The organism is Achromobacter sp. T5-5, assembly GCF_055397965.1.
The window spans coordinates 1,338,253-1,359,331 of sequence record NZ_AP027919.1; the positions used below are offsets into that span (position 1 = coordinate 1,338,253).

Annotated in this window: 18 protein-coding genes; 5 read left to right on the plus strand and 13 right to left on the minus strand. The window is 66.4% G+C overall.

Going from position 1 to position 21,079, the window contains the following annotated elements; translation table 11 throughout:
- The first annotated feature begins 2 nt into the window (after window positions 1–2).
- Window positions 3–539, plus strand: coding sequence for a GNAT family N-acetyltransferase (locus tag ACZ50Q_RS05985; protein WP_464080884.1), 537 nt, complete (start codon window positions 3–5; stop codon window positions 537–539).
- 21 nt (window positions 540–560) lie between these two features.
- Here the strand turns inward: ACZ50Q_RS05985 and ACZ50Q_RS05990 are convergent, their stop codons facing one another.
- The gene (locus tag ACZ50Q_RS05990; RefSeq protein ID WP_076516322.1) at window positions 561–893 is read right to left on the minus strand and encodes a hypothetical protein; all 333 of its coding nucleotides are present in this window, start codon (window positions 891–893) and stop codon (window positions 561–563) included.
- Window positions 894–1,204: 311 nt separating this feature from the next.
- Here ACZ50Q_RS05990 and ACZ50Q_RS05995 point away from each other — a divergent pair, with 311 nt between their 5' ends.
- On the plus strand, window positions 1,205–2,020 hold the full coding sequence (locus ACZ50Q_RS05995) for an SDR family NAD(P)-dependent oxidoreductase (protein ID WP_092580761.1): 816 nt from the start codon (window positions 1,205–1,207) through the stop codon (window positions 2,018–2,020).
- On the opposite strand, the gene ACZ50Q_RS06000 is transcribed toward ACZ50Q_RS05995, so the two are convergent.
- Window positions 2,017–2,790, minus strand: a complete 774-nt coding sequence (locus tag ACZ50Q_RS06000; protein WP_464080885.1) for a sulfite exporter TauE/SafE family protein — start codon at window positions 2,788–2,790, stop codon at window positions 2,017–2,019. The two genes, ACZ50Q_RS05995 and ACZ50Q_RS06000, sit on opposite strands and share 4 nt — an antisense overlap.
- Before the next feature lie 283 nt (window positions 2,791–3,073).
- On the opposite strand from ACZ50Q_RS06000, the gene ACZ50Q_RS06005 reads away from it, so the two are divergent.
- Window positions 3,074–4,039, plus strand: a complete 966-nt coding sequence (locus ACZ50Q_RS06005) for a LysR family transcriptional regulator (RefSeq protein ID WP_464080886.1) — start codon at window positions 3,074–3,076, stop codon at window positions 4,037–4,039.
- On the opposite strand, the gene ACZ50Q_RS06010 is transcribed toward ACZ50Q_RS06005, so the two are convergent.
- Window positions 3,963–5,315 carry an MATE family efflux transporter gene (locus tag ACZ50Q_RS06010; RefSeq protein ID WP_464080887.1) on the minus strand — a complete coding sequence of 451 codons (1,353 nt, stop codon included), beginning with the start codon at window positions 5,313–5,315 and terminating at the stop codon, window positions 3,963–3,965. The two genes, ACZ50Q_RS06005 and ACZ50Q_RS06010, sit on opposite strands and share 77 nt — an antisense overlap.
- A 198-nt stretch (window positions 5,316–5,513) precedes the next feature.
- Between ACZ50Q_RS06010 and ACZ50Q_RS06015 the strand changes: the two genes are divergently transcribed.
- A complete protein-coding gene (locus ACZ50Q_RS06015; protein WP_464080888.1) occupies window positions 5,514–5,990 on the plus strand; it encodes a MarR family winged helix-turn-helix transcriptional regulator in 477 nt (158 codons plus the stop codon).
- On the opposite strand, the gene ACZ50Q_RS06020 is transcribed toward ACZ50Q_RS06015, so the two are convergent.
- The 6 genes from ACZ50Q_RS06020 to ACZ50Q_RS06045 form a co-directional block, all read right to left on the minus strand.
- Entirely contained in the window at window positions 5,977–6,906 is a 930-nt protein-coding gene (locus ACZ50Q_RS06020; protein ID WP_464080889.1) for a DMT family transporter, read from the minus strand. The two genes, ACZ50Q_RS06015 and ACZ50Q_RS06020, sit on opposite strands and share 14 nt — an antisense overlap.
- An 82-nt stretch (window positions 6,907–6,988) precedes the next feature.
- Window positions 6,989–7,783, minus strand: a complete 795-nt coding sequence (locus ACZ50Q_RS06025; protein ID WP_464080890.1) for an AraC family ligand binding domain-containing protein — start codon at window positions 7,781–7,783, stop codon at window positions 6,989–6,991.
- A gap of 73 nt (window positions 7,784–7,856) precedes the next feature.
- On the minus strand, window positions 7,857–8,348 hold the full coding sequence (locus ACZ50Q_RS06030) for a hypothetical protein (protein ID WP_464080891.1): 492 nt from the start codon (window positions 8,346–8,348) through the stop codon (window positions 7,857–7,859).
- On the minus strand, window positions 8,345–8,893 hold the full coding sequence (locus ACZ50Q_RS06035) for a hypothetical protein (protein WP_464080892.1): 549 nt from the start codon (window positions 8,891–8,893) through the stop codon (window positions 8,345–8,347). Before ACZ50Q_RS06035 ends, ACZ50Q_RS06030 begins: the two co-directional genes overlap by 4 nt.
- A 49-nt stretch (window positions 8,894–8,942) precedes the next feature.
- Entirely contained in the window at window positions 8,943–11,693 is a 2,751-nt protein-coding gene (locus tag ACZ50Q_RS06040; RefSeq protein WP_464080893.1) for a cation-transporting P-type ATPase, read from the minus strand.
- 105 nt (window positions 11,694–11,798) lie between these two features.
- Window positions 11,799–12,767 (minus strand): LysR substrate-binding domain-containing protein, encoded by a 969-nt coding sequence (locus ACZ50Q_RS06045; RefSeq protein ID WP_076516306.1) that lies wholly within the window; start codon window positions 12,765–12,767, stop codon window positions 11,799–11,801.
- A 107-nt stretch (window positions 12,768–12,874) separates the two neighbouring features.
- Here ACZ50Q_RS06045 and ACZ50Q_RS06050 point away from each other — a divergent pair, with 107 nt between their 5' ends.
- Complete coding sequence (locus tag ACZ50Q_RS06050) at window positions 12,875–15,172, plus strand: NADP-dependent malic enzyme (RefSeq protein WP_464080894.1); 2,298 nt, start codon at window positions 12,875–12,877, stop codon at window positions 15,170–15,172.
- Window positions 15,173–15,236: 64 nt separating this feature from the next.
- Here the strand turns inward: ACZ50Q_RS06050 and ACZ50Q_RS06055 are convergent, their stop codons facing one another.
- From ACZ50Q_RS06055 to ACZ50Q_RS06070, 4 genes are all read right to left on the minus strand, one after another.
- Window positions 15,237–16,247, minus strand: a complete 1,011-nt coding sequence (locus ACZ50Q_RS06055) for a DUF6708 domain-containing protein (protein WP_464080895.1) — start codon at window positions 16,245–16,247, stop codon at window positions 15,237–15,239.
- 108 nt (window positions 16,248–16,355) lie between these two features.
- On the minus strand, window positions 16,356–17,375 hold the full coding sequence (locus ACZ50Q_RS06060; protein ID WP_464080896.1) for a DUF6708 domain-containing protein: 1,020 nt from the start codon (window positions 17,373–17,375) through the stop codon (window positions 16,356–16,358).
- A gap of 121 nt (window positions 17,376–17,496) precedes the next feature.
- On the minus strand, window positions 17,497–18,504 hold the full coding sequence (locus ACZ50Q_RS06065; protein WP_464080897.1) for a DUF6708 domain-containing protein: 1,008 nt from the start codon (window positions 18,502–18,504) through the stop codon (window positions 17,497–17,499).
- Window positions 18,504–21,077 carry a T6SS effector BTH_I2691 family protein gene (locus tag ACZ50Q_RS06070; RefSeq protein WP_464080898.1) on the minus strand — a complete coding sequence of 858 codons (2,574 nt, stop codon included), beginning with the start codon at window positions 21,075–21,077 and terminating at the stop codon, window positions 18,504–18,506. The genes ACZ50Q_RS06065 and ACZ50Q_RS06070 overlap by 1 nt, the downstream gene beginning before the upstream one ends.
- Between the last annotated feature and the right edge of the window lie 2 nt (window positions 21,078–21,079).

Below are 21,079 nucleotides of genomic sequence, written 5' to 3' on the forward strand. Positions count from 1 at the left end.
CCATGACCTCTGCCCGCCTTGAACTGATGCCGCTGCCCGCCGACGCCGCCGCGGCCGCCGTGCCCGAGCTTGCCACCCTGCTGCACGCCTGCGTGCACGCGGGCGCCAGCGTCAGTTTCGTCTTGCCCTACACCCCTGAAGACGCGGCGTCGTTCTGGCGCGGCAAGGTGCTGCCGGGCGTCCGGAGCGGGGCGCTCTCCCTGTGGGCGGCGCGCGTGGACGGGCGGATCGCGGGTTCCGTGCAGCTCGATACCGACACGCCGCCCAACCAGCCGCACCGCGCCGAGGTGCGCAAGCTGCTGGTGCATCCGGACTGGCGCCGGCAGGGCATTGCGCGCCGGCTGATGCGCGAGGTCGAGGCCATGGCGGTCCGGCTGAACCGCAGCCTGCTCACCCTGGACACGCGCACGGGCGACGCGGCCGAGCCGCTGTATGCGGCGCTGGGCTACCAGACGGTGGGGGTGATTCCGGGCTTTGCGCGCGATCCGATCGACCCGGCCAAGGTGGACGGCACGACGATCATGTACAAGCAGCTCTGAACGGCGCGCCCGGCGAGGCGATCAGGCCAGCGGCTTAATGCCCACGCTGTAGGGCGGCGCGTTGCCGCGGGCCGCGGCCTTGATCTTGAGCATGGAGCCGCCGGGCGTGAATTCGAACTCCTGGTAGGGCACCTCGAACCACTGGTGAAAACTCGTGCGCGAGAATTCCGGCACCCATACCTTGGCCCGCTTGGCGTCGCAGTGGAACTCCACCAGCGTGCAGTCGATGCCCAGCGGACGGGTGTTGCCGATACGGTAGCTGGCGCGCAGTTCGGCGCGCGCGGTCTTGCCGGGCTGCCAGGGCAGGCCGATGGATTCCATGAAGTGTTCGATCGCCTCAATGCCGCGATACATAGCTGACTCCGAAAGCTGCGGGGCAAAAGGCGCCGCAATGATCCGCCGCGCGTGGCGGCGGCAAACAGACGGATTATCCGCCATATCGGGCGGGCCTGCCGGCCGCGCCCGATGCCCGCGTCCGGACGGCCCCGCGCGCATCGCCGTAGAAATAGGCAGGTTTCACGCAAGATCGAGCCTGTACGGGCCTATCCCCGGTTCTTACTATCCTGTCCAGGGCCGTGCTGGCCATCGGCTCTGCGGAGCGCGCCAGCCTCGGCCCGGGGGGCCAGGCATCTCGCCGGCCGCCGCGAGCAAGGGTAGGGAATCACATGAACACGGAAAAAATCTGGCTGGTGACGGATGCGTCGGCGGGGTTGGGCCTGGTGCTGGTCAAAATGCTGCTGGACCAGGGCCACAAGGTGGCGGCCACGTCGGGCGACGGCGATGCATTGCTGGAGGCGGTGGGCGCCAAGCTGGAAGGCCGCTTTCTGCCCCTGACGGTCAACCTGGCCGACGAACGCGCCGTGCGCCGGGCCGTGGACGCGACCATCGCCGCGTTCGGCGGCATCGACGTGGTGGTGAACGGGGCGGGGCAGGGGCCGCAAGGGACGCTGGACAGCCTGTCGGATGCGCAACTGCGCGGCGCCTTCGATACCCATGTGTTCGGCGTGCTGAACGTCATCCGCGCCGTGATGCCGCGCCTGCGCGCGCAGCGCGGCGGGCATGTGTTCAACATCTCGTCGATCCTGGGCTTTGACGGGCGCTGCGCGCAGTGGGGCGCCTACAGCGCCGCCAAGTTCGCGGTCTGCGGCCTGACCGAAACCCTGGCCGCCGAGGCCGCGCCGCTGGGCATCCGCGTGTCGCTCGTCTATCCGGGCGCGATGCGCGCCGGCGATCCCGGCGGTTCGCCCGAACTGTCCGCGCGCGGGCCGCGCGCGGCGGACCAGGGCGGCGATCCGGTCAAGGCGGCGCAGGCGCTGATCCATGCCGCGCAGGCCCAGTACGCGCCCCTGCACCTGTTCCTGGGCCGCGACGCATTCGACCAGGCGCGCGGCAAGATCCAGGCGGTGCAGCAGGAACTGGCGCGCTGGCGCGAGATGTCGGTGTCGATCGGCTTCGTGGATGAACGGCGTCTGGCCGCCTAAGGCCCGATGACGGCCAGGCCGCGCGCGGCCTGATAGGCGCCCAGCAGTGCCAGGCTGACCATGAAGCATAGTTTGAACGTGCGCGCCGACAGCCGGTGACGCAGCCGCTGGCCCAGGGCCATGCCGGCCAGCGCGGGCAGCAGCATCAGGAGCGAGGCGCCCGCGGCGCCGGCGGTGTATCCGCCATTCAGTCCCAACCCCGCGGCCAGCGCCACGGTCGAAACCGTGAAGGAAATCCCCATGGCCTGGATGAGCTGATCCTTGTCCAGATCCAGCGCCTGCAGATACGGCACGGCGGGGATGACGAACACGCCCGTGGCGGCAGTGATCACGCCGGTGAGCGCGCCGGCGGCCGCGCCCAGCAGTTGGGCGCGGCGGGGCGGCATATCCGGCGGCAGTTGGGGCGGCGCGCCGAACAGGCCCCAGGCGGCATAGGCCGCCAGCGCCAGTCCGAGGCAGACGCCGGCCCACTGGCCGGAGGGTGGGCCCAGCCACAGCGCGCCGGCGAGCGTCCCGGCGCAGACGCCCGCCTGCATGCCCGCGATGCGGCGCAGGACCGCGCCCAGCGTGGCCCAGGGCCGCGCCTGCCAGAGATTGGTGATCAGCGACGGCACGATCAGCAGCGCCGCCGCCTGCGCCGGGGCCATCACCAGCGCCAGCAATGCCATGGAAATGGTGGGCAGGCCCAGGCCCACGACGCCCTTGACCACGCCGGCCAGCACGAAGACCGCAACAATGGCGCCCAGCAGCGCCGGATCAAGGAGGTTCATGCGGCCTCGCAGGGGGCGGGCGGCGCGTGCCGCCGGGCAACGTCGATGTCACGGTCCGGCCCGCGGCTCGCTTCGGCCAGGCCTGAGGCAGGCCTCGCCATCGCGGCCAACGCCGACGGCGGCCGGCGCGTGGCGCGCAGGTGCAGGATTGCGATATGCACGGCATTTCCTAATTGGGGTGGGTACGGGTCGCATTTTGTCGTGCGTGATGCACCCGCGCCTATCGGGATCTTGCGTACCCAGGCTATGGCAGCGCCTGAGGCTGGCGTGCTACGCTTTTTTCATGCGATTCGACCTGACCGATCTTCGTCTCTTTCTCAACGTGCACGAAAGCGGCTCCATCACGGGCGGCGCGCGCCGTTCGCACATGACGCTGGCGTCGGCCAGCGAGCGCATCCGGGGCATGGAAGACGCGCTGGGCGTGGCGCTGCTGGTGCGCGAGCCGCGTGGCGTCGACGCCACGCCGGCCGGACGCACCCTGGTCCACCACGCCCGGCTGGTGCTGGGCCAGATCGACCGCATGCGCGGCGAGCTGGACCATTACGGCCTCGGCCTGGCGGGCCATGTGCGCGTGCTGTGCAACACCACGGCGCTCAGCGAATACCTGCCGCCGGTGCTGGGCGCGTTTCTCAAGGACCATCCGCGCATCTCCGTCGACCTGGAAGAACGCCTTAGCCACGAGATCGCCGATGCGCTGCGCGCGGGCGCGTGCGACATCGGGGTGCTGGCGGACTCGGCCGACCTGCATGGCCTGCGCACGCGCATCTTCCGCCACGATCCGCTGACACTGATCGTGCAGCGGGGCCATCCGCTCGCGGCGCGGCCGCAGGTGCTGCTGGACGACGTGGCCGGGCATGAATTCGTGGGACTGGTGCAGGGCAGCGCGCTGCAGGAACACATCGCGCACCATGCGCGCCGCAGCGGCAAGCCCTTGTCCTACCGCGTGCGGCTGCGCAGTTTCGAGGCCGTCTGCAGGATGGTGGGGCAGGGCGTGGGTGTCGCCATCGTGCCGCGCGCGGCCGCCGTGCGATATGGCCGCGCGGCCGGGGTGGCCCGGATTGCGCTGGCCGACGCGTGGGCCGCCCGCGACCTGGTGCTGTGCGTGCGCGACGACCTGCCCGCCTATGCGGCCGACCTCGTGGCGTACGCCTTGCGTGACGCGCCGGCGGCGCCTATCGCGCGAACAGCCGGCGTCCCGGCAGATGCCCGCGGTCGAACCAGGAGCCCGACGCGACGGCCGCCAGGATGATCAGGCCATAAAGGCTCATCGCCACCGCCAGAATCACGAAGAACACCGTCAGCGAGCCGGTCAGGTGCAGCGCGATGCCGCCCGCGCCGATGCCGACGAGCAGGCGCAGGAATCCCGCGGTGAGCGGCCATTTCAGGCGCCCCGCGCCCTGCGACGCGAAATACAGCGAAAAGCCCAGCGCAAAAAAGCCATACACCGGACCGACGATGCGCAGGTAGTCCGCGCCGGCCTGCAGCATGTGGTCCTGCGCGCCGAACAGGCGCAGCCACGCTTCGGGAAAGAACGCCGCCGCCAGCCCGATGGCCTCGGCCAGCACGAAGGCCATCGCGCCGCCGGTCAGGGCGATGCGCATGGCGCGTTCCGGTTGGCCCGCGCCGATGTTGGACCCCACCATCGCCACCATCGGGGCGCCCAGGCCGAAGGCGATCGGCATCAGCAGATATTCCAGGCGCACCGCGACCCCGTAGCCCGCCAGCGCGGCCTCCCCCGAATAGGCGCCCACCAGCGCGGCGGTCAGGGCCACCAGCGCGTTGGTCAGCAGCGGGTTGATGGTGGCCAGCGCGCCCACGCTCAGGATGCTGCGCATGAGTCCCGCGTGCAGCTTGCTGGACACCAGCCGCGCCGCATTGCGTCCGCTGGCGCAGTACGCGCCCAGGATGAGCGTGCCCACGGCGTAGTAGATCACCAGCGCCCAGCCGCCGCCCGCCACTCCCAGGGCCGGGAAGGGCCCCCATCCGAAGATCAGGCAGGGCGAGAGCGGCACCAGCAGCAGCGCGCCGCCGCAGATCACCGCGCCGGGCACCAGCATGTTGCCCGTGCCGCGGATGGCGCTGGCGAACGCGTTCATCAGCCACATCAGGACGATGCCGCCGAAGATGACGTTGGAATAGGCCAGCGCCGCGTCGAGCGCCGCGCCCTCGGCGCCCAGCGCCCGGTACAGCGCCGGCCCGAACGCCAGCAGCAGCACGCAGAAGACGATGCCCAGCAGCGCATTGAGCACGACAGCGTGCAGCACGAGCTGGTCCGCTTCAAGCTGCCGGCCCCCGCCCAGGGCCCGCGCGACGGCGGCGGAGATTCCGCCGCCCATCGCGCCCTGCGACATGTTCTGCATCAGCATCAGCACCGGCACCACCAGCGCCACGCCCGCGAGCACGGGCGTGCCCAGCCGCGCCAGGAACCAGGTCTCGATCAGGCCGGTGGAGGACTGCGCAAGCATCATCAGGATATTGGGCCAGGCCAGCCGCGCGAGCGTGGGCGCGATGGGGGCGTGAAGCATGGCCTGCAAGCGCGCATTGGCGGGGCGGGGTGGGGCAGTCGCTGGCATGGACGGGGCAGGCCTGTGGAAAAGGTTGATAAAATTTACGTGCATATGCCAATATCTGTCAATCACGCACTGGAAATCACGCACTGGACGCGGGACCGCCCCGGCAGTAGCGTTATGTCCTCACCCGCAGACTTACCCATGCCGCCTGCCATGTCCGATGCCCCGCCCCTAGGCGCCGCCGTCCCCCCGGATCCGCTCATTTGCAACGGCGCCGCGTTGCGCAAGGCGACGCGCCGCGTGTCGCAGCTCTACGACTCGGTGCTGGCGCCGTGCGGGCTGAAAGTCTCGCAGCATTCCATCCTGGTCCATATCGCGCGCGCCGGCTCGCCCTCCATGACGGACCTGGCGCGGGCCATGGTGCTGGACCGGTCCGCGCTGGCCCACAACCTCAAGCCCCTGCAGCGCGACGGCTATGTGCGCATGATGCGCGACCCGCTCGACGGCCGCAGCCGCCGGGTCGAACTCACCGAGACGGGCCGCGCGAAGCTGGCGGAGTCCCGCCGCCTCTGGAAGGACGCGCAACAGCGCTTCGAGGCGGCCTATGGCGCGGAGCGCGCGGCGGCCCTGCGGCGGTCGCTGGCGGACATCTTTTCCGACGAATTCGCGCTGGCCTTCAGCCGCGGGTAGACGCCGTGCGCTTTCGGGCCGGGACCGGGGCTGGCCCTGACCGCGCCCGCCCCAGCGCCAGCGCCGCGCCCAGCACGCAGGCCATGCCGGCGAGCTGGCTGGCGGACAGCGCTTCGCCCAGCAGGCCCGCGGCCAGCAGCACCGCCGATACCGGCGCCAGGGCCGTGAACATTGCCGCTTCCGCCCCGTCCACCCGCGCAGCGCCCGCGTACCAGAGCAGGAATCCGCCCACGGTGGGCACCAGCGCGTAGTAGCCGACGGCAAGCAGCGCGGCGGGCGTCAGGGACACGGTCCAGGGCGCTTCGACCAGGCAGACCAAGGCCGAAAACGCCAGTCCGAAGCCCGCCATCAGGGTCGACAACGCCAGCGGCGCGACCGGCGTGCGCAGTCGCTTGTTCAGCAGGATGAAGAGGCCTTCGCAGGCCACCGCGCCCAGGATCAGCGCGTTGCCCGTCAGCGACCCCGCGCTCCCCGCGTCGTGGGCGTTGCGCGACATCAGCCACACGCCGAACGCGGCGATGCCGATGGCGGCCAGCGCCGGTTTGCCCGGCCGTTCGCGCAGCACCAGCATGGCGATCGCGGCGGTCACCAGCGGCAATGTGCCCAGGATGATGCCGCCGTCCACCGCCGAGGTGCGCTGGAGGCCGGCGATGAGCAGCGTCGTGTAGCCGACGCTCCCGGCGACGGCCTGCACCGCCAGCAGCAGCCAGTCGCGCCGGCCCAGCCGGGGGAGGCGCGCGCCGGTGGCAGCCATCAGCAGGGCGAAGCAGGGCAGCGCGATCGCAAAGCGCAACGCGGTGGCCGTGAAGGGCGGGAGCCCGGCGCCGATGATCTTGCTGGCGGTGACGGTGCTGCCCACCAGCGCCATGGCTGCCGCCAGGTAGACGTGGCCGCGCCTTCGTTCGCTGATGCCCATGGTGTGCGTCCTTGTGGAAAAGGCGCAGCGTAGGGCGCCGGAACACATCCGGTCTTGAACGAAATTGCGGGAAGGCGCGCCGTCAGGCGCCGCGGGCGGCCAGTGCGTATCCGCGCGGCGACACGCCGTAGGCGCGCACGAACAGGCGGGTCATGTGGCTCTGGTCGGCAAAGCCGCCGGCCGCGGCCGCATCGGCCAGCGCCATGCCCTGCCGGATCAGCCGGCGCGCCAGCAGCAAGCGGCGCTGCATCTGGTAGGCGTGCGGCGTCAGCCCGGTTGCGCGCCGGAAGGCGCGCAGCACCTGGTAGCGGCCAAGGCCGCTGGCGGCGGCCAGGTCGGCCAGCGACAGCGCGGCGGCTGGATCGTCGTCGACCAGGGCCAGCGCATGGCGAAGCGAGGCCGGCACGCCGCGCGAGGGCGGGGCCGCGGCAGGCGCGCCGCGCGGACCGCCCGCCTGCGCAAGCACGCGCAGCAACAGCGCCTCGCACGCCAGCGGCGCCGCGCCCGACGTGACGAGCGCATACAGCGCCAGGACGTCGCGGGCAAGACCGGGTTGCTTTCGGGCAGGATGTTCGAATTCATAGGCGGCGGCGGCCTGGGCGATCACCCCCGGATCCAGATACAGCATCTGCCAGGCGCGCACGCCGCCGCCGATCGGCGCGCCGTCGTGCACCTCGCCCGGGTTGACGGTGATGACGTAGCCCGGCCCCGCCTCGACCTGGCCGCGCCCGCTATGCGACACCTGCGCGCCCTCGCGCATCACCCCAATGCCGAACTGCTCGTGCGTATGGCGCGCGAACGCGTGGCGGCTGCAGGCATCCACGGCCTGCACGCCGGGGAGGGCGCTGCGCTGCATGAGAAATCGGCCTGCGGACATGGGGAAGGGGGGGAGGCGATGGGCGTCGGCCCAGTATCGCGCGCCGGACAGGCGGCGGGCAAGCGCGCTGGCGCTATTGCAGGCCGGTCCAGCGCGCCACCGACGGCTCGGCCGCCGCCCACTTCCATTGGCCGTCCTGCCGCCGGCAGATCGTGCTGGCGTAGGCGGGGGCGGCGCCCTCCAGTTCCACCGTGAACAGCACTTCACGGCAATGCGCCAGCGGCGTCTCGATGTCGCGCACGGCCTGGATGCTGCCGTGCTCGTTGCCCACCGCCAGCGTGCGCTGGATCTGCCATTGCCGCACCTCGCCGACAGGCAGCGCGCCGACCGCATTGGCCATGACGTTCTGCTGGTCGTCTTTCCATTCGCGCAAGACGTACTTCACCGTGGCGTCCACGGCCGCCTGCACCGACACCCCGATCGCGAAGCCCGCGACCGGATTGGCCGTGGCCGCGCCGCTCAGCGTGCCGACCACCGCGCCGGTGGCGGGGCCGATGGACGAGCTCTGGCACCCGCCCAGGCCCAGGCTGACGGCCAGCGCCAGCATGCCCAGCGCGCGCCTCACTGGAGCGAACCCCAGCGGGCCGTAGCGGGTTCGGCGCTGGCCCAGCGCCAGTGCTCGCCGTCTCGGCACACGGTGGTGACGTAGAACTCGCGCAGCGGATCGGCGTCCGGCTTGTCGGCGGGCGTGTCCACCGAGAACACCACTTCCTTGCATTCGAGATTGGCGCCGCCGATGAGGCGGCTGACGGTGACCTGGCCGCGCGCGTCCTCTTCGATGGGCAGCGCGTGCTTGACGTTCCAGCTGGCCACCTTGCCGACCGCCAGCGGACCGGCCGCCCTGGCGATGGCGTCCTGTTCCTCGCCGCGCGTCTGGCGCTGCGCATAGGCCAGCGCGGCCTTGGCGCCGGCCTGCACCCCCAGGCCGATGCCGGTGGCGACAGTGGCGTTGTCCGTGACCTTATTGGCGATGGCGGTGCCGGCGATGCCGGCCGCGGCGCCGGTGCCTTCGCCGAGCAGCGAGCCGCAGCCCGACAGCGCAGCCAGCGCGGCGAGGCCCAGCAGGGTCAGCGCGCGGCGGCTCGCGTTGGATGGGGAGATGGTGAACAAGCGGCGAGCCCTCCTGCGTGAAACTTGGCGGCCGCAAGTATAGGAGCGCTCATCGCCTTGCGGCGGGGACCTTTACATTTATTGGCATTTTTTGTGTGCGGCGCGCGCGCCACCGGCGCAGCACCCACTTTTCGCCCTCGACGATGCAGAACAGCACGCCCGCGGCCACCAGGGTCAGCGTCCAGTACTCGGGCGGCAGCGGCACCGTGCCGAACACGCGGTTCATCCCGGGCAGGTAGACCAGGGCGCATTGCAGCAGCCCCAGCAGGATCGTGACCAGCCACAGCGCCTTGTTGCGGAACATGCTGGGCGTGAGCGGAAAGCGGTCCTGCAGGCGGCAGTTGAACAGGTAGGTCCACTGCGCCGTTACCAGCGTCTGCAGGATGACGGTGCGGATGAAATCCGCGTCGCGTCCCGCAGCGATCAGGCTTTTCTCGATGACGAACGCCGACGCCATGAACAGCAGGCCGACGAAGGCGATGCGCCAGATGGCGAAGGCGTCGAGGATGGATTTCGCCGGATCGCGTGGCGGCCGGTGCATCATGCCGGGCTCGGCGGGTTCGAACGCCAGGCCGAACGACAGCGTGATGGACGTGGCCATGTTCATCCACAGGATCTGCAAGGGCGTCAGCGGCGCCTGCGCGCCGGCCAGGAGCGCGGCGATGACGAGCAGGCCCTGCGCGAGGTTGGTCGGCAGGATGAACAGGATCGTCTTTTTCAGGTTGTCGTAGACGCGGCGTCCCTCTCGCACCGCATAGGCAATGGAGGCGAAGTTGTCGTCCGCCAGCACCATGTCCGCGGCTTCCTTGGTGACTTCGGTGCCCTTGATGCCCATGGCCACGCCCACGTCGGCCTGCTTGAGCGCGGGGGCGTCGTTGACGCCGTCGCCCGTCATGCCGACCACCTCGCCCATGCCCTGCAGCGCGCGCACGAGGCGCAGCTTGTGCTCGGGACTGGTGCGGGCAAAGATGTCATGGTCGCGCACCCGCGCGGCCAGTTCCTCGTCGCCCATCTGCTGCAGCTGCGCGCCCGTGATGGCCTCGCGCACGTGCGTCATGCCCAGCATCGCGCCGATGGCGAGCGCGGTTTCGGGATGATCGCCCGTGATCATCTTTACGCGGATGCCCGCCTGGTTGCACAGGGCGATGGCCGCGATGGCCTCGGGGCGGGGCGGGTCCATGATGCCGGCCACGCCGAGCAGGATGAGCCCGTCCTGGAAGTCGGCGTGGCTCAGCGCGGTGGCGCCCGCCGCGCCGGGCTTGTAAGCCGCGGCCAGCGTGCGCAGGCCCTGCTGCGCAAAGGCCGCCAGGCCGCGTTCCCAGTAGTCCAGGCGCAGCGGCTGCGGTCCATGTTCGCCCTGCTCGTGCGCGCACAGCCTGAACAGCACATCGGGCGCGCCGGTAACGTAGATCAGGTTGTGCCCGTGGTCGTCGCAGCGGCGCGCCATGTACTTGTAGCCGGAGTCGAACGGCACCTTGCCATGCTTGGCCACGCCGTCCAGGCCCTGGCCCGCCTTGGCCGCCAGGACCATCATCGCGCCCTCGGTGGGGCCGCCCACGATGCGCCACTGACCGTCGGCGTCCTCGTGCAATTGGCTGTCGTTGCAGATCGCCGCGGCGCGCACGAAGCGGGTCAGCGCGTCCTCGTGCCGCCAGTCCACCGGCAGCCCGTCGGATGCGCGCGTGATCTCGCCGATAGGCTGGTAGTTGTCGCCCGCCACGTGGTAGACGCCCTGCGCCAGCAGCACATTCTTGGCGGTCATCTCGTTCATGGTCAGGGTGCCGGTCTTGTCCGAGCAGATCACCGTCATCGCGCCCAGCGTTTCCACGGTCGGCAGCTTGCGGATGATGGCGCGGTTGCGCGCCATCCGCTGCACGCCCAGCGACAGGATGATGGAGATGATGGCGGGCAGGCCTTCGGGCACGGAGGCGACCGCGATGCTGATCAGGGACAGCAGCAGGTCGGGCAGGGGCATGCCGAGCAGGTAGCGTCCCACGACGAACAGCACCGCCACCATCACCAGCACCACGTGGAAAATGCGCTTGCCCAGCAGCGCCATCTGCCGCAGCAGCGGCGTCTGCAGCGCATGCACGTCGGTCATCATGCGGTTGATGTGGCCGATCTCGGTGTCGCTGCCGGTCGCGATGACGATGCCGCGCGCGTTGCCCGCGCTGACGTGCGTGCCCGAGAACCCGATATTCAGGCGGTCGCCCAGCGCCGCGTCGCCCGGCAGGGGCGCGTCGTGCTTTTCGACGACGGTGGATTCGCCGGTCAGCATCGATTCCTCGACGTGCAGGTTGTGCGCGTCGAACAGCCGCACGTCGGCGGGAATCTTGTCGCCCGGTCGCAGGATGACGATGTCTCCCGGCACCAGGTCGCGCGCGTCGATGTCCTCCTTCTGGCCATCGCGCACCACGCGGGCCCGGTTCGACATCATGTTGCGGATGCCGTCCAGCGACCGCTCGGCCCGGCTCTCCTGCACATAGCCGATGATGGCGTTAATTACCGCCACGGCCAGGATGACGGTGGTGTCCAGCCAGTGGCCCATCAGCGAGGTCACCACCGCGGCAGCCAGCAGGATGTAGATCAGCACGTCATTGAAATGGCCCAGAAAGCGCAGCCAGGCGCTGCGGCGGGCGGGGGGAGGCAGGGCGTTCAGGCCATGGGTTTCCTGCCTGCGCCGGATCTGGTCATGGGACAGGCCAGCGACGCTGGTCACCTGGATGGCCAGCGTCTCGTGGACGGAGAGCTGGTGCCAGGGTCGAGGAGCTTGCGGAGCCTGCGTTCTCGCCTGCGTCATTGCCTTCGGCCTCCCGGAGGACCGGCGCCGCGTCCGGGCCGGGAGTCGGCGGCCGCACGGGTCAGTCCGGCTTTCATGATACGACGGCCCGACTCGCGCCGACGATCAAGAGGGCGGACGAGCGCCCCGGGTGTAGACCTCGCGCAGGGCGGCGGCGAACAGCGCCTCCACGTTGCGCCGCAGGCCGTCCGACCGCGTGAAGATCGAAATCGGCGGCAGCGTCCAATCGAACGAGTAGGGGACGATGGCCGCGCCCGCGATGCGCACCAGTTCGTCGGCGATGTCGGCCGGCAGAATGCTCACGGCGCGGTCGCTTGCGACGATCATTTCGCCGATCAGCTTGGACGAGTCGCTCTGGACCGACGGGGGCGGGGGCGCCAGCCCGGCGCGCAGGAAGATGTTGGCCACCTGCTCGCGGATCGGGCTGCCCGGCGTGCCCAGGATCCAGTCCAGGTCCGCCAGCCGGTTCCATTCCAGCCGCGACCGGCCCAGCCGGGCGGCCAGCCGGCGGCTGGCGATCAGGCGCGGCTGCTGGTGATACAGCACCTCGAAGCCGATGTGGGTCAGGTCCACCGACGGCGTGGCCCATCCCACCACCACGTCCAGCGTATGGTCGCGCAGTTGGCGCAGCAGCGCCGGGCCCTGCCCCTCGTGGATGGTGGCGGTGATCTGCCGGCCCTGGGGCAGCGTGCGGCCGATGGCCGCCGACAGCATCTGGCCCGAGACAAACGGGATCACGCCGATGTGCAGGTGGGCGGCGTGCCCGGCCGCCACGGTTTCCATGTCCTGCACCAGGTGCCCCAGGTCGTGGACCAGGCCCCGGGCGCGCGCCAGCACCACGGCGCCCATCGGCGTGGGCGTCATGCCGCGCACGGAGCGGTCGAACAAGGGCACGTCGAACATGCTTTCCAGCTCGGCCAGGGCGTTGGTCACGGCCGGCTGGCTGGTCGCCATGTGCTCGGCGACCCGGGTCAGCGAGCCATGCTGCTCGATCTGCAGGAGCAGGATCAGGTGGCGCATCTTCAGGCGCGAGGTCAATTTCCGGGTGACGGCATCCGGATCAAAGGCTGTCATAGACAAGGCATAAGGTAATGCTGATGGATCAATATTAAATCCGAATGATCACCTTATGCCTTGGGGCCTAGAATTTTTCAACTTCAAGACAGCGAGGCTACAGCCCCATGAACACGCAATCAGACCGCCAGGCGGCATTGGACTATCACGAGTACCCCACCCCGGGGAAGATTTCCGTCGTGGCGTCCAAGCCGCTCGTCAACCAGCGCGACCTGGCGCTGGCGTACTCGCCCGGCGTGGCGGCGGCCTGCGAGGAAATCGTGGCCGATCCGGCCAATGTGTTCCGCTACACCGCGCGCGGCAACCTGGTGGGCGTCATCACCAACGGCACCGCGGTGCTGGGCCTGGGCAACATCGGCGCGCTGGCCTCCAAGCCGGTGATGGAAGGCAAGGCGGTGCTGTTCAAGAAGTTCGCCGGCCTGGATGTTTTCGACATCGAAATCAACGAAACCGACCCGGACAAGCTGGTCGAGATCATCGCCGGCCTGGAAGCCACCTTCGGCGGCATCAACCTTGAAGACATCAAGGCGCCGGAGTGCTTCACGGTGGAGCGCAAGCTGCGCGAGCGCATGAAGATTCCCGTTTTCCACGACGACCAGCACGGCACCGCCATTACGGTGTCGGCCGCCTTCATCAACGGCCTGAAGGTCGTGGGCAAGGACATCAAGACGGTCAAGGTGGTCACGTCGGGCGCTGGCGCCGCGGCGCTGGCCTGCCTGGACCTGATGGTGGACCTGGGCCTGCCGCTGGAGAACATCTGGGTGACCGACATCGAAGGCGTGGTCTATGAGGGCCGCACCACGCTGATGGACCCGGACAAGGCGCGCTTTGCGCAAAAGACCGACGCGCGCAAGCTGGCCGAGGTGATCCAGGACGCCGACGTGTTCCTGGGCCTGTCGGCTGGCGGCGTGCTCAAGCCGGAAATGGTGGCCGCGATGGGTTCGCGTCCGCTGATCCTGGCGCTGGCCAACCCCACGCCGGAAATCCTGCCGGAAGTGGCGCACGGCGTGCGCGACGACGTGGTCATGGCCACGGGCCGGTCGGATTACCCGAACCAGGTCAACAACGTGCTGTGCTTTCCGTACATCTTCCGCGGCGCGCTGGACGTGGGCGCCACGACCATCACCCGCGAAATGGAAATGGCGGCGGTGTACGCCATTGCCGAACTGGCCGAGGAAGAACAGAACGAAGTCGTGGCCGCCGCCTACGGCACCTACGACATCTCGTTCGGTCCCGAATACCTGATCCCCAAGCCCTTCGACCCGCGCCTCATCGTGCGCATCGCACCCGCCGTGGCCAAGGCCGCGATGGAAGGCGGCGTGGCGACGCGCCCGCTGGCTGACCTGGAAGCCTACGAAGAGCAGCTCCAGCAGTTCGTGTACCACTCGGGCGCGTTCATGAAGCCGCTGTTCTCGGCCGCCAAACGCATCGTGCGCGGCGGTGGCAAGGCGCGCATCGTCTTCACCGAAGGTGAAGACGAGCGCGTGCTGCGCGCCGTGCAGGTGATCGTCGACGAGGGCCTGGCCCGTCCCATCCTGGTGGGCCGACCTGCCGTGCTGCTCTCGCGCATCGAAAAATTCGGCCTGCGCCTGCGCCTGGGCGAAGACGTCGAAGTCACCAACCCGGAATACGACGAGCGTTTCCACCAATACTGGACGACGTACTGGGAACTGATGAGCCGCCGCGGCATCACCAAGGAAATGGCGCGCGTCGAAATGCGCCGCCGCCTGACGCTGATCGGCGCGATGATGGTGCACCTGGGCGATGCCGACGGCATGGTCTGCGGCACGGTCGGCGCGTACCACGACCACCTGCGCTTCGTGGACGAAGTCATCGGCCGCCGCCCCGGCCACAATGTGTACGCCGCCATGAACATCCTGCTGCTCGACGAGCGCACGGTGGTGCTGGTGGACACGCACATCAACGACGATCCCACCGCCGAGCAGATCGCCGAATTCACCATCATGGCCGCGCAGGAAATGGCGCGCATGAACCTTGCTCCGAAGGTGGCGCTGCTGTCGCGCTCGAACTTCGGCTCCGGCAGCTCAGCCTCGGGCGAGAAAATGCGCCGCGCCCTGGAACTGGTGCGCGAAGCCGCGCCGGAACTGGAAATCGACGGCGAAATGCACGGCGACTGCGCGCTGGACGAGGCCCTGCGCATGCGCATCCTGCCTTCGTCCACGCTCAAGGGCGAAGCCAACTTGCTGGTGTGCCCGAACGTGGATGCCGGCAACATCGCCTACAACCTGCTCAAGACGGCGGCCGGCGGCAACGTGGCCGTGGGCCCGTTCCTGCTGGGCGCCAACGCACCCGTCCACATCCTGACCAACAGCTCCACCGTGCGCCGCATCATCAACATGACGGCCATGACGGTGCTGGACGCCAACCGGGTGGAAACCGCCTGAATCCCCATCCCGGCGCCGCGCGGCGTGCGAGCGGCGCGGCGGTAGGGAAAGCGAGCTGGCTCCTTTAGCGAGGGCCAGCTCGTTTTTTTGGTGCGCCGGCTTCCTCAATGGCCCGTGGGAACTTGGGCTCATAGCAGAGCAGCAATGACAGCCAGTGGCCGGTCGCGTGGATCAGAATGGCCGGCAGCATCAGGATGTTGAGCGCTACGAACACCCACAATGCGCTGTGACGCAGGAACTGGGTGTCCAGACGCCAGGCGACCTTGAATGACAGCCAGGGCCAGGGAAATTTATCGATGAGTTTCTTGGGCGCGGGAGCGGCCTCGGGCCCTTCTTCCATGTAGCGTCGGATGTATTCCCAGAAGGCCAGCAGCTCGCTGGCGTTGCGGGTGGGTTTGCCGACGAAGGCGAGCTCGATGTTGTCGGTGGGGTTGCCCTCAAGATCCACGCCGTCGCCCCTATCCCAGGCCAGCAAGATAAAGCCGCCTGTCCCTTCCAGTTCAGTCATGCTTTTTTCGATGATGGGTTGTGTCTTTTCCCAATCCAAGATTCGAATGCCGCCCAGGTATTGGGGGCGCAATAGATAGACTTTTCGGGTGACGCGGTTGAATCGGACGATCAGACGGCGGGCGGTGAATGCTTCCAGGCGCAGATACTCAAACGCATACTTGCAATATAGATACATGGCTCCGAAAGCGGTGGCTGGCGATAGCACTAGTCCAAAAACATAGAACTCAACTCCGGGAGGAGGTTTCACTGTATCGGTTAACCGGTCGATAGCCAGCCACAAGGTCGCAAGGCAGGCCCAGGCAAGCATGCCCCCGAACAGAATCCCAAAAAAAGTAATTACCCCACGCTTTTCATCATTGGACGTTCTGACATCAATGAATGCATCGTTGTGGGCATAAATCGACTCATTGTCGTAGACGGATTCTGAAACTGACTCGCCTATACCGTCAGGTGCGTTCAGTTCGGGCTGCCCCGGTTTGCGCTGCTGTTTCTCGACGTCCTCTCGGCACTCCTCGTAGGACATCTGTTGTTTCGATAATTGGAACGCCCACTCAAGCAAGTACATCAGCGTTCGCTCCCGACTGCGCGTTGCATGATTTCAACTTCCTTCTCTTCGGAATCGGCTATCCCGTTGTTGCGATCCTTAAGGTGGCCTTTGTGCATGCGAGACCACTTAGCGGCGCCGATGGCGAGCGGCAGGATCTGTGCCGGCCTCCTCAATGACCGGCGGAAACTTGGGCTCATAGCAGAGCAGCAGTGACAGCCAATGGCCGGTCGCGTGGATCAGGATGGCCGGCAGTATCAGGATGTTGAGCGATACGAACACCCACAATGCGCTGTGACGCAGGAACTGGGTGTCCAGACGCCAGGCGACCTTGAATGACAGCCAGGGCCAGGGAAATTTATCGATGAGTTTCTTGGGCGCGGGAGCGGCGTCGGGCCCGACCTCCATGTAGCGGCGGATGTACTCCCAGAACGCCAGCAGCTCGCTGGCGTTGCGAGTGGGTTTGCCGACGAAGGCGAGCTCCATGTCGTCGACGGGTTGCCCATCGAGGTTTACGCCGTGTCCCTTGTCCCAACCCAGGATGAGGAAACCGCCCGTGCCCTCCAGTTCCGACATGTTTTTGTCCAAGACGACCTGCGTCTTTTCCCAATCGAGGATCTGAATTCCGCCCAGATGCTTGGGACGGAGCAGGTAGACCTTACGAGTTGCACGATTGAATCGAACGATAAGACGGCGCGCGGTGAAACTCTCCAGGCGAAGCCATGGGAATGCATACTTGAAGTAGATGTAGATTGCTCCTACACAGATCAGTGGAATGAATATCAAAAAAAAGTAGTCTGATCCCATAAGCTGCTGCCCATTGGGATTGTGGCCCGCGTGAATTCTTCGAATTGAAATGTTTGCCAATTCAGCTAGTGCGTAAAAAAGAAATCCTCCAATCCATCCCAAGAATATGGTTATCACGCCCCGCTTTTCGTCACTGGCAGTTCTCACGTCCATGTAGACGTCGTTTCGGGCATACACGGAGTCATTGTCGTAGACAGTTGTCGAAACGGAATCACTTACGCCATCGGGCGCATTGAGCTCGGGCTGTCCCGGCTTTCGCTTAATTTTTTTGGCCGCCTCGAGGCTTTCTTCGTAGGACATCTGACGTTTCGACCATTGGAATCCCCATTCGTACAGATACATCAGAGTGTGCTCCCCACGGCGCGTTGCATGATCTCCACTTCATCTTCCTCGGTGTCGGTTATGCCTTTGCTTCGGTCTTTGCGAAAGCTGCAGTGGTCTAGATAGCGTTCTAGCGCACGAACTACCATGCTTCTTGATCAGTCCCTGCGCCCGCTTCCTCAATGGTCCGTGGGAACTTGGGCTCATAGCAGAGCAGCAATGACAGCCAGTGGCCGGTCGCGTGGATTAGGATCGCGGGCAGTATCAGGATGTTGAGCGCTACGAATATCCACAATGCGCTGTGACGCAGGAACTGGGTGTCCAGACGCCAGGCGACCTTGAGCGACAGCCAGGGCCAGGGAAACTTGTTGATGAGTTTCTTGGGCGCGGGAGCGGCGTCGGGCCCTTCCTCCATGTAGCGGCGGATGTATTCCCAGAAGGCCAGCAGCTCGCTGGCGTTGCGGGTGGGCTTGCCGACGAAGGTCAATTCCATGTCGTCGACCGGTTTACCCTCCAGGTCCACACCGTCTCCCTTATCCCACCCAAGTATCAGAAATCCGCCGGTGCCTTCCAGTTCCGACATGTTCTTGTCCAAGACGATCTGGGTCTTATCCCAGTCGAGGATCTGAATCCCCCCTAGATGCTTGGGACGGAGCAGATAGACCTTACGCGTAACGCGGTTGAATCGGACGATAAGACGGCGCGCGGTGAAGACTTCTAGGCGTAAATACCGAAATACGTACTTGTAGTACATGAAGAGCGCCAGAGAAGCAGTGCCTGGCATCAGCACGACGCCGAAGATATAGAAATCCCACCCGAGCGTTCCCCTTTCCGCGCTGACGAAGTCGTAGATCGCCCATCCAATTGCAGCAATGGCGGCCCATAGCAACATGCATCCGAACCCAACTCCAAAGAAAGTAATTACCCCCCTTTTCTCATCGTTGGGGGTTCGCGCATCGACGTAGACGTCGTTATAGGCGTAGAAGGAGTCATTGTCGTAGACAAGGTTTGAAACTGACTCTCCAACGCCATCCGGCGCATTCAGTTCGGACTGTCCTGGCTTTTGCTGCTGTCGTTTTACGGCCTCAAGGCTATCTTCGTAGGACATCTGGCGCTTCGACCATTGAAACCCCCATTCGTACAGATACATCAGAGTGTGCTCCCGATGGCGCGTTGCATGATCTCCACTTCGTCTTCCTCGGTGTCGGCTATGCCCTTGCTTCGGTCTTTGCGAAAGCTGCAGTGGTCTAGATAGCGTTCTAGCGCGTCGGGCATGAAAAATATCTCGATAACCGTCAACGCGAGAATGACGATATTCAAACCGAAGAAGACACGCAGCATCAGTGTGAGGCGAAGTGCCAATGCTGACGATACTTGCACTGAACGCGATAGCGCTCGCCCAAAAAATGAACTGATGCCGTGCTTCTTGGTTAGGTATTCAAGATACGCTCCAGAAGACGCAAGACCGATCGCAACAGAAAGGGTGGCGGCTCCCGTTTGTATGGCCGCTCGTAGAAGGTAGAAAGAGGCACTCGAAAGGTTGCCAAACTTTCTGTTCTCCCAAAAATCAGCATAGTCATACCAGGCCCCCACCGCCGTAGCCCCACCCGCCAATATCCCCCCCGTCAGTCGCAACCCACTCCTGAACACCTTTGCGCCCTGCTGAACTGCTGCATTGCTGCTACGTTCCGCAAGACCCACCGCCGCCGCGCCCATCTCCAGCCCTGCCGCTGTCAGCCCTGTCATCGCCGCAGCGATTTCCGCGTATTCCCGGCTTCGCTTGTCGACCGCATTGAGGCGATTGGTCAGGTTCCACAGCTCCAACACCACCAGCAATCCACCCACCCGCACTTCGGCCATGGGCCCCGTTGAGCCAGCGCGCAACGCATCGTCGAAGCTGCTCGCAGCGGAGCGATCCATGCGCCTCACGGTGCCCTGGCCCAACGCCTTGCCGCCCCGCGTTTCCAAACGGAAATGCTGGGCATAGCGCCCCAGGCGCGCGTGCAGGACGTTGGCCAACAACCAATTGGATGGCTTGTCGACAGCGGTGGCGAGCTTGCTCTGGAATAGCGTATTGCCCAGCGTATTGACCACCAGGGCCGAGCCGACGAGGTAGCTGGCGGGCGGCCCCGCAGTCGCGCTTTGCGCCAATCCATCGACCAATGCGTGGGCCTTGTCGAAGATGTCGGCCAGCTTCTTGATCCGGTCCTGGAGCGCTTGCGCATCGAGCTGCGCTAGCATGCCGCGCTCGGCGAACAGCCGATCGATCTCGTCCTCGGCGGACTCCTGGTTCTGCGCAAGCGACCGCCAGAACAGGTTTTCCCGTGAAATGCCCGCCTCGCGCCAGCGCTCGAGCAGCGCCTCGCCAACGGCGGTCGCGTTCATGCCGACGATGGCCTTGCCCATCTGGTCCTCGAACAGCAATCCTTGCGCGGTATCGTTGCGGTCGAAGGCGTCCAGCGCGTTGAGGAATTGTTCGCTCTGCAGCCACTGCAGATGGTCCGCGGCCCGGGCGTCCTTCGCCTTGTCCGTCTCATCGACCATGCGGTGATATTCCGCCAGGAACGCCTGGCGCATGGCTTCGTCGATGTACGGTGCGTACTTGTCCCAGCTTTCCCGGCGCCGCTGGCCGGCGATGCGTTCTTGCACCTCTCGCTGATGTTGGGGATTGCGATAGTTTGTGTAGTTGCCCGCCGATTGAACAACGGCATGGCGGTTGCTCATTTCGTATTCGCGGTCGGTATAGCGCACGCCTATGTTCTGCGTTTCCTTGTAATAGTCGCGCTCCGCCGCGTCTGCCAACGTTTTCTTGATGTTTTCGATGGCGAAGGCAATGGTGAACTTGCGATGGTTGGTCAGTTTCTCGCCATCTTCGGCCTTCATGAAGGCTTCCAGGGGCTCGGCGCTTGCGTTGCGCCAGGCATTGAGCTCTTGGGTGATGCCGAGCGCATCGTCGACGACAATCGCCGCGCCACGGTATTCCTTGCGGCTGCCGGCGGGGAACATTTCGGCGCGGGCGGCCAGGTAGGGCGGGGGAAAGAAAGGGAATGCCTGCGTCTTGAGCAGATCCCGAAGTTCGGGCCGGTTGTTTGCGGCAAAGTCCGCCACGGCGTCAAGCTGGCGCGGCGCCAGCACGTTGTTCATCTCGGGCGGATCAGCCGAGGCGAGCTTGGCGACGTCAATCGAGGTCAGCGTGTCGCGGTACACCGCCAGGATGCGATAGCTGCGCAGCACCTCCTGGGTCACGGGCGCTGGACTATAGAGCAGGCGCAAGTCGTCGATGTCATCCAGGTCGTTGACCTTGAACATCCAGGTCAGTCCGTGGATGCCGCTGCTATCCACGCCGAGCGGCGCGGGCGCTGCCCAAGGACTGTCCGCGTCGATGTAATTGAGCGTGCCGATTTCCGTGATGCGGTATTGGCTGTGCCAGGCATACACGCCGACGCTTTTGCGTTTGATCAGCACATACAAAAAGCCGGCGCGCAGGTTGCGTAGCGCATAGCCCGATTCCTGGAGATCGCTGGCCTGATGAGGTTTGCGCAGATGCTTGGGCAGCCGCGGCAGCAGGCTGCGCTGGGCGGCGGTGCCGCCGACGGCGCCGAACCGCAGGGGCAAGACAGAAAAAGTGCGCGTGCAGGTCACTTCGGCGCCCGGCTGCAGCAGGGCATCGAGCATCGAACGGTTGTCCGCGCATCGATCGAAAGTGTCTTTCCAGCCGTACATAT

Excerpts from the sequence above, each read along its gene's own strand:
- ACZ50Q_RS06020 (WP_464080889.1), bottom strand. The coding sequence starts at position 6,906 with ATGGGCATCAGCGAACGAAGGCGCGGCCACGTCTACCTGGCGGCAGCC.
- ACZ50Q_RS06005 (WP_464080886.1), top strand. The coding sequence starts at position 3,074 with ATGCGATTCGACCTGACCGATCTTCGTCTCTTTCTCAACGTGCACGAA.
- ACZ50Q_RS05995 (WP_092580761.1), top strand. The coding sequence starts at position 1,205 with ATGAACACGGAAAAAATCTGGCTGGTGACGGATGCGTCGGCGGGGTTG.
- ACZ50Q_RS06040 (WP_464080893.1), bottom strand. The coding sequence starts at position 11,693 with ATGACGCAGGCGAGAACGCAGGCTCCGCAAGCTCCTCGACCCTGGCAC.
- ACZ50Q_RS06045 (WP_076516306.1), bottom strand. The coding sequence starts at position 12,767 with ATGACAGCCTTTGATCCGGATGCCGTCACCCGGAAATTGACCTCGCGC.
- ACZ50Q_RS06010 (WP_464080887.1), bottom strand. The coding sequence starts at position 5,315 with ATGCTTCACGCCCCCATCGCGCCCACGCTCGCGCGGCTGGCCTGGCCC.
- ACZ50Q_RS06025 (WP_464080890.1), bottom strand. The coding sequence starts at position 7,783 with ATGTCCGCAGGCCGATTTCTCATGCAGCGCAGCGCCCTCCCCGGCGTG.
- ACZ50Q_RS06065 (WP_464080897.1), bottom strand. The coding sequence starts at position 18,504 with ATGTATCTGTACGAATGGGGGTTTCAATGGTCGAAGCGCCAGATGTCC.
- ACZ50Q_RS06000 (WP_464080885.1), bottom strand. The coding sequence starts at position 2,790 with ATGAACCTCCTTGATCCGGCGCTGCTGGGCGCCATTGTTGCGGTCTTC.
- ACZ50Q_RS05985 (WP_464080884.1), top strand. The coding sequence starts at position 3 with ATGACCTCTGCCCGCCTTGAACTGATGCCGCTGCCCGCCGACGCCGCC.
- ACZ50Q_RS06070 (WP_464080898.1), bottom strand. The coding sequence starts at position 21,077 with ATGTACGGCTGGAAAGACACTTTCGATCGATGCGCGGACAACCGTTCG.
- ACZ50Q_RS06015 (WP_464080888.1), top strand. The coding sequence starts at position 5,514 with ATGTCCGATGCCCCGCCCCTAGGCGCCGCCGTCCCCCCGGATCCGCTC.
- ACZ50Q_RS06055 (WP_464080895.1), bottom strand. The coding sequence starts at position 16,247 with ATGTACTTGCTTGAGTGGGCGTTCCAATTATCGAAACAACAGATGTCC.
- ACZ50Q_RS06050 (WP_464080894.1), top strand. The coding sequence starts at position 12,875 with ATGAACACGCAATCAGACCGCCAGGCGGCATTGGACTATCACGAGTAC.
- ACZ50Q_RS06060 (WP_464080896.1), bottom strand. The coding sequence starts at position 17,375 with ATGTATCTGTACGAATGGGGATTCCAATGGTCGAAACGTCAGATGTCC.
- ACZ50Q_RS05990 (WP_076516322.1), bottom strand. The coding sequence starts at position 893 with ATGTATCGCGGCATTGAGGCGATCGAACACTTCATGGAATCCATCGGC.